A 5,671-nucleotide genomic window follows, 5' to 3' on the forward strand; every position below is an offset into this window, starting at 1 on the left:
GGACCACAGATTGACACAGAGAGAAAGGATCGGCCGCCCTCGGGCCGATCCTTAGCATGGTGCAGTCGCGCGTCGACCGATTAAGTCACGGGTTCGACTTCGCTAGGCCGCCAAGTCTTGGCGAAGAACGGTTCAAGCGGGCTGTAGAGCCGCAGGCACGGGATAAAACCTTTTCCGGGCATGGTCTGTATCCAGTTGCCCCGTTTGACGTTCGCTGGCTGCGTCGGGCCGAAGTAGACCGTCGTCGTGCCGTCCGCGTTCGCTTCCGCAGCGGGCGATGGAAAGCTCTGGCTGCCCGCGCGCGGGTAACGCTGTGGTGTGTCGAGCATCGAGCGCGTCATGTTGTCGTAAAGCGTGAACGACCAGAAGTTCGCCTGCGGGATGTCCTTCGGCAGCGTCACCTTGTAGGTCTTGGCACCGTCGAAGGGCTCCTTGTTGGCATCGACCATCGTCCACAGGTAGGTCGAGCCGATGCCGGGTAGACGCATGGCCATCGCGGGCGTGATCCCGGTGACGCCGTAGAAGAAATCTGTCCGCGCGTCGAGTGTGCGATAGCCGGTGGGCGGGAACGGCTTGACGCCCTCTGGGGTAATCAGCGGGATCGGCGTCTCGAACTCGTAGCCGACCTCGAACAGCATGTTCTGCCAACCCGAGCCGGGATAGTAGTACAAAGTCGGATCGCGAGGGGCCATAAACAGCGTGCGCGAGTGGGCGTTGGCGAGCGTAAGCGCCTCGATAAGTATCTTCTTCATCCGCGCATCCGGCGCGAAGGGTTTGCCCTTGATGATGCCGATGGCGGCAATCGGCCCCATCAACTCTGGGTCCAGCGACCCTGCTGGCTGCTGCTGCACGACCTCGTTGAGCATTTCGTAAAAGCTGAAGTCGTTGGGCGGGATAGTATTCATCACCTTGCCGGTGCCTTCGTGGAACACGGTCGGAGGCGGCGGCGTGACTTTTCCAAGTTTGGCTTTGCCGCTCAGGAATTCGGCGATGGGGATGCCGACGCCACCGGCCTCGTATGGATAGACCTTGGTGAACTTTCTGATCGCTTCGGCCACGGGCTTCGGGTCGTTGTTCTCCAAAAATGAGCGAGCGAACCATATGACGAAGTTGGTCCGAGCGCGGGCGATATTGAACCCACTAGGCAGAGGACCATCGTAGCCGGGCGGCAGGATAAGATATTTCCCGCCCTCGCCGCGATCAGGCCCCGGCAGACCAATATCGATGACCCAGCGGAACCAGTAGTCATCAATCGCGCCAAGCGCCTTGGGTGGCACCTCGAGCACCATGGGACCCTTGGTCAGGTCGAGCATGCCCATGTAATAGACGGTGTCCGCATTGGCCGTCAGGTACAGCGACTTGGCATCCATCAGCTCGGAGAAGACAAGGACTTCGTTATCCTTGACCCCGATGCTCAGAAAGCCCTTGTGGAGGGCGCGTATGCTGACCCCTTGAAGGGTGTTGGCGAACGCCGAGAACGCATGCGTGAAATCCCGGTGATCATATATCTTGGCGATGGTTTCCTTGCTCGGCATGCCGTCCTTGAAGTCCAGCGTACCGATGCGCGTCTCGACTTTGTCCGGCGTGCTAATCGCCGGAGAGATTGCGGGGGCGGTCTGGGCGGTTGCCAAGCAAGGCAGTGCCAACATAGAGCAGGCCACGATGACTGCGAGGGAATTGCGGAATAGCTTCATGGTTTCATCTCCAATGCTTGTACGCGCGTTTCGAGATGGAAGGTCGCGGCAATGTAAACGGCGACCACGTAGGTAAACTCTCCTCGTCCAGACGACTATGCACATTCAGACAGCGCGTATCTACCCTACGCCGCAATCTCCAGTTTCTCAACGATGGACGCTGTATGGCGATCTACGAAAATGTCGCGCCATTCCACCCACGCATGTCTGCTTCTGGCACATAGCGACCATCCGGGCTGCAACAACGAACGTCTGCTATCGTCAGCAAAGCGGAAATTGACTGATGCCAAGTCGACGCCGCCTTGGCTCAACATGGCTGCATGATGCATTTTGCCTAAAATCTCCAACTCGGCAAAATACCGAACTTCGAACCCATGCGGTCAGGCAGCCCTTAGTGAAAGTTTTCGAGGCCGTGCGGGGGCGGCCAAAACCACTATCACGCCTCGCGGTCTTCCTTGAATGGCACGACCAGCACGACAGTGCAGGTTGCTTACATCAACGATCCGCCCACCTTACGTGACGCCATGTGATACAAATGTCTGAGTAGCTTTAGCGATGTCCCGGACACCAGTCGAGTTGGACCGGGATATCCTCCGTCAATGGATCAGAGGAGTCTTTGCACCGTGCCCATTCATCAGCTTCGGCTAGCCAGTACTCAAATTCTTTCTTAGCGATTTGAGCACGCTCGCGGCACATGGTTTCCAAAGCTAAGAATCGCTTCCTTGAATCCACAGGGCGGCCCCTCGAACTGATTTACAAACCGTAATCCTCTTGAGGAGGCGGGATACTTACCGTTCTGTAATAGACTTGACAGTTTCGTGAGTGATGATCTGGACGACGTCAATCTGAGTCAGAAGTTGCTTACTTATTTGTCACTGGATGTCACCGGTCGCCTGAATTAATGCGGCCAGCAGATGCGATACTTTTTTCATATCTTTGACGGTTCAGAACTCCATCCTGATGATGTGGGAAGTAACCTACCAAATCTTGAGAGCGCAAAACGCATGGCCCAAGTCGTCGCTGATGAACTAAAAAAAGGCGGTCAGTTTTCGCAGTCGAGTTTGGTAATCGTTGCGGACGCGGACGACAAAATACTCTTCGAGTGTGAAGCCTCCTAAAAGAGAACGCGCTGCACGAGGTGACCAAAGACACCATCATGTTTTGCCGTCTTACGTGAGTGGCACGGGTGACAGAGCTAATGAAGATTTCTCGCGTCATCGGTGCCGCCAGCTTTGCGGCCAGCTTATGGTCCAAAGTGGTAACCTGCCTTCCATGGCCGTGAGCAGCCCGTGCAGGGCGTCTGCGGAGTAGAGGCGCGCAGGGTTTGCCAAATAACCTCTAGCGCTGGGCCGGGCTGCCTGCCTACGCCGCTGACATATGCACATTGCGCACCACCAGCCACGCGATAGCCACACGCGCAGATGCATGAATGCTTAATTTGATCATTCCAGTTTGATTGTGCACGCGAACCGCCTGGTCATGCGATTGCCATTGTCATGCCTCACAAGACCCGCTTTACAAAAACCGGAGCAAAAATGGCTAAGGCTAAGAAGATTGTTCGTCGCGAGTGGACCAAAGCGGACGTGAAGCAATTAAAGACAATGGCGAAGGCGAGAGTCGGAGTTACTAAGATATCCAAGTCGTTGAAAAGGACTCCGGGCGCTACATCCGTGATGGCGGCCAAGCTTGGCGTGTCGTTGTCGATGCGACCCTAAATGCGTGAGCAACCGGGCCAGGCACGGTACATCCGCGTAGCCAGCCCGTTCCGTGAATTGGTGGCTACCATGGAGAGGATTTGAGACTCACACCGTGGTCAATGAATATTCAAGCCACCCGGTTACACAGGCCGAGCGCGTAAAGAAAAGCCGTCGCCGCTCTCAACCCGGCGACGGCTTGTTTCTGCTAATCTTATCGCTGAGTGCGTTTCTTGATATTGCGCCGGGCAAAATCCGCTCATAAAGACCGATTAGTTGCTGCGGTGCATGAGTCTCTTTTTGGCACCTTTGAGACATGCCCGCCTATCCTGAGAATGTCCGTTCACCGGGGTAGACCGAAAGTCGCCGTGGTCCGGCCAAACTGACGCGAATGACCCGATTCGGACGTGGGCATAGCCGGACATCGGCCCACAATTGTGCTATATGAACGTTCAATTTCGCCGAGCCCCGGGGGTGCATCTTGAGCAGAGAGCACGTAGAGCGGCGACTGGCAGCGATTCTGGCGGCGGATGTTGCGGGCTCTTGCCGCTTGATAGGGATCGACGAAGAAGGCGCGCTGGCGCAACTGAAAGCTCTGAGAAAGACGCTTTTTGATCCCAAAATCAGCGATCATCGCGGGCGCATCGTGAAGAATACCGGGGACGGCGCTCTCGTTGAGTTCGGGAGCGTGGTCGACGCTGTGCGATGTGCCAACGAAATCCAAAGCGGCATGGCCGAACACAATACCGATGTGCCGCAAGACAAACGGATCGAATTTCGCATCGGCATTCACGTCGGTGATATTATCATCGCAGAGGATGATATCTTTGGTGACGGCGTCAATATTGCAGTGCGTCTCGAAGGGATCGCAGAACCGGGCGGCTTTAGCATTTCCGACGACGCGCACCGGCAAATTCGTGGCAAGGTAGATATCATCCTTGAGGATACAGGTTCGCAATCTCTAAAGAATATCGCCGAACCGATACGGGTCTGGCGCGTGCGCATTGCCCCAATCTCTTCCCCGGCAATGGTAACAAACCTGTCGAGCGAGACTGCGCAGCCGCTCCCTCTCCCCGACAAGCCCTCCATCGCGGTGCTGCCGTTCCAGAACATGAGCGGCGATCCGGAACAGGAATATTTCACCGACGGCATGGTTGAGGACATTATTACTGGACTGTCGCGGTCCAAATCGCTTTTCGTCATCGCGCGACACTCCACCTTTACTTACAAAGGCAAGGCCGTCGATATCAAGCAAGTCGGCCGTGAACTTGGCGTTCGCTACGTGCTCGAAGGCAGTGTGCGCAAGGCCGGCAATCGCGTTCGTATCTCGGGACAGCTCATCGATGCCGCAACAAGAACGCATCTCTGGGCCGACCGGTTCGACAGCCAGCTCGATGATATTTTCGATCTGCAGGATCGGGTCACCATGAACGTGATCGGCGCAATCTCTCCTAAGCTTGAACGCGCCGAAATCGATCGAGCAAAGCGCAAACCGACCGAAAGCCTTCAGGCCTACGACTATTATCTTCGCGCGCTCGCTTGCGTTTATCGGTTCGCCCGTGAAACGAACATTGAAGCGCTCAAGCTGACCAAAATTGCCAACGGTATCGATCCCGAATTCGCCGCAGCGTACGCGCTCGGCGCTCGTTGCTATGTACAAAGGAAAGCTTTCGGCTGGAGAATCGATACTGTTGCCCAGGAGATAGCTGAAGCCCGGCGGCTCGCGAGGCGGGCGCTCGAACTCGATAAAGACGACCCATCGGTGCTTGCACTGGCCGGAGCTGCGCTGGCTGACGTAGTGGGTGAGGTTGAGGAAGGCGCGGCCCTCGTCTCGCGGGCGATAAAGCTAGACCCGAATATGGCTGCCGCACGACATTGGAGCGGTTGGATCCACCTTTATCTGGGTCAGCTAGATGCCGCGATCAAGCAATTCGAGTTCGCATTGCGTTTGAACCCGCTGGATCAACGGATCTTCAACGTCCAGACCGGGCTGGCCTATGCTCATTTTTTCGCCGGCCGCAATGAGGAGGCCTCAACGTGGGCGACAACTGCTTTACGGCAGCAACCAGATTATCGGACCGCACAATTTATTCTGGCGGCATGCCATGCGATGTCTGGACGGATTGAGGAAGCACGAGAGATCTGCGCGCGTCTAATGCAATTGAACCCGCCCCCACGAATTTCCGGATTCAGGGACGAAGCCCCATTTCGCAGGGCGCAAGATATCGACAGATTGGCGCAGGCTTTCCGGATCGCGGGGATGCCGGAATGACCGTTATTGGC

The 5,671-nt window shown here is 56.4% G+C and carries 3 protein-coding genes; 2 read left to right on the forward strand and 1 reads right to left on the reverse strand.

The genetic code is table 11. The features are described from left to right. Positions 1-80: 80 nt before the first annotated feature. A complete protein-coding gene (locus KIP88_RS45175) occupies positions 81-1,649 on the reverse strand; it encodes a DUF1254 domain-containing protein (protein WP_374226615.1) in 1,569 nt (522 codons plus the stop codon). 959 nt (positions 1,650-2,608) lie between these two features. Between KIP88_RS45175 and KIP88_RS48935 the strand changes: the two genes are divergently transcribed. After that, complete coding sequence (locus tag KIP88_RS48935) at positions 2,609-2,812, forward strand: hypothetical protein (protein ID WP_374226614.1); 204 nt, start codon at positions 2,609-2,611, stop codon at positions 2,810-2,812. A gap of 1,057 nt (positions 2,813-3,869) precedes the next feature. Then, complete coding sequence (locus tag KIP88_RS45180; RefSeq protein WP_214494535.1) at positions 3,870-5,660, forward strand: adenylate/guanylate cyclase domain-containing protein; 1,791 nt, start codon at positions 3,870-3,872, stop codon at positions 5,658-5,660. Positions 5,661-5,671: the final 11 nt, after the last annotated feature.

The sequence above is a fragment of the Bradyrhizobium sp. SRL28 genome (genome assembly GCF_018596315.1).
Taxonomy (GTDB): domain Bacteria; phylum Pseudomonadota; class Alphaproteobacteria; order Rhizobiales; family Xanthobacteraceae; genus Bradyrhizobium.

Bases quoted from the DNA above. Each gene is read 5' to 3' on its own strand.
- KIP88_RS48935 (WP_374226614.1), top strand. From the start codon at position 2,609: ATGCGATACTTTTTTCATATCTTTGACGGTTCAGAACTCCATCCTGAT.
- KIP88_RS45175 (WP_374226615.1), bottom strand. From the start codon at position 1,649: ATGTTGGCACTGCCTTGCTTGGCAACCGCCCAGACCGCCCCCGCAATC.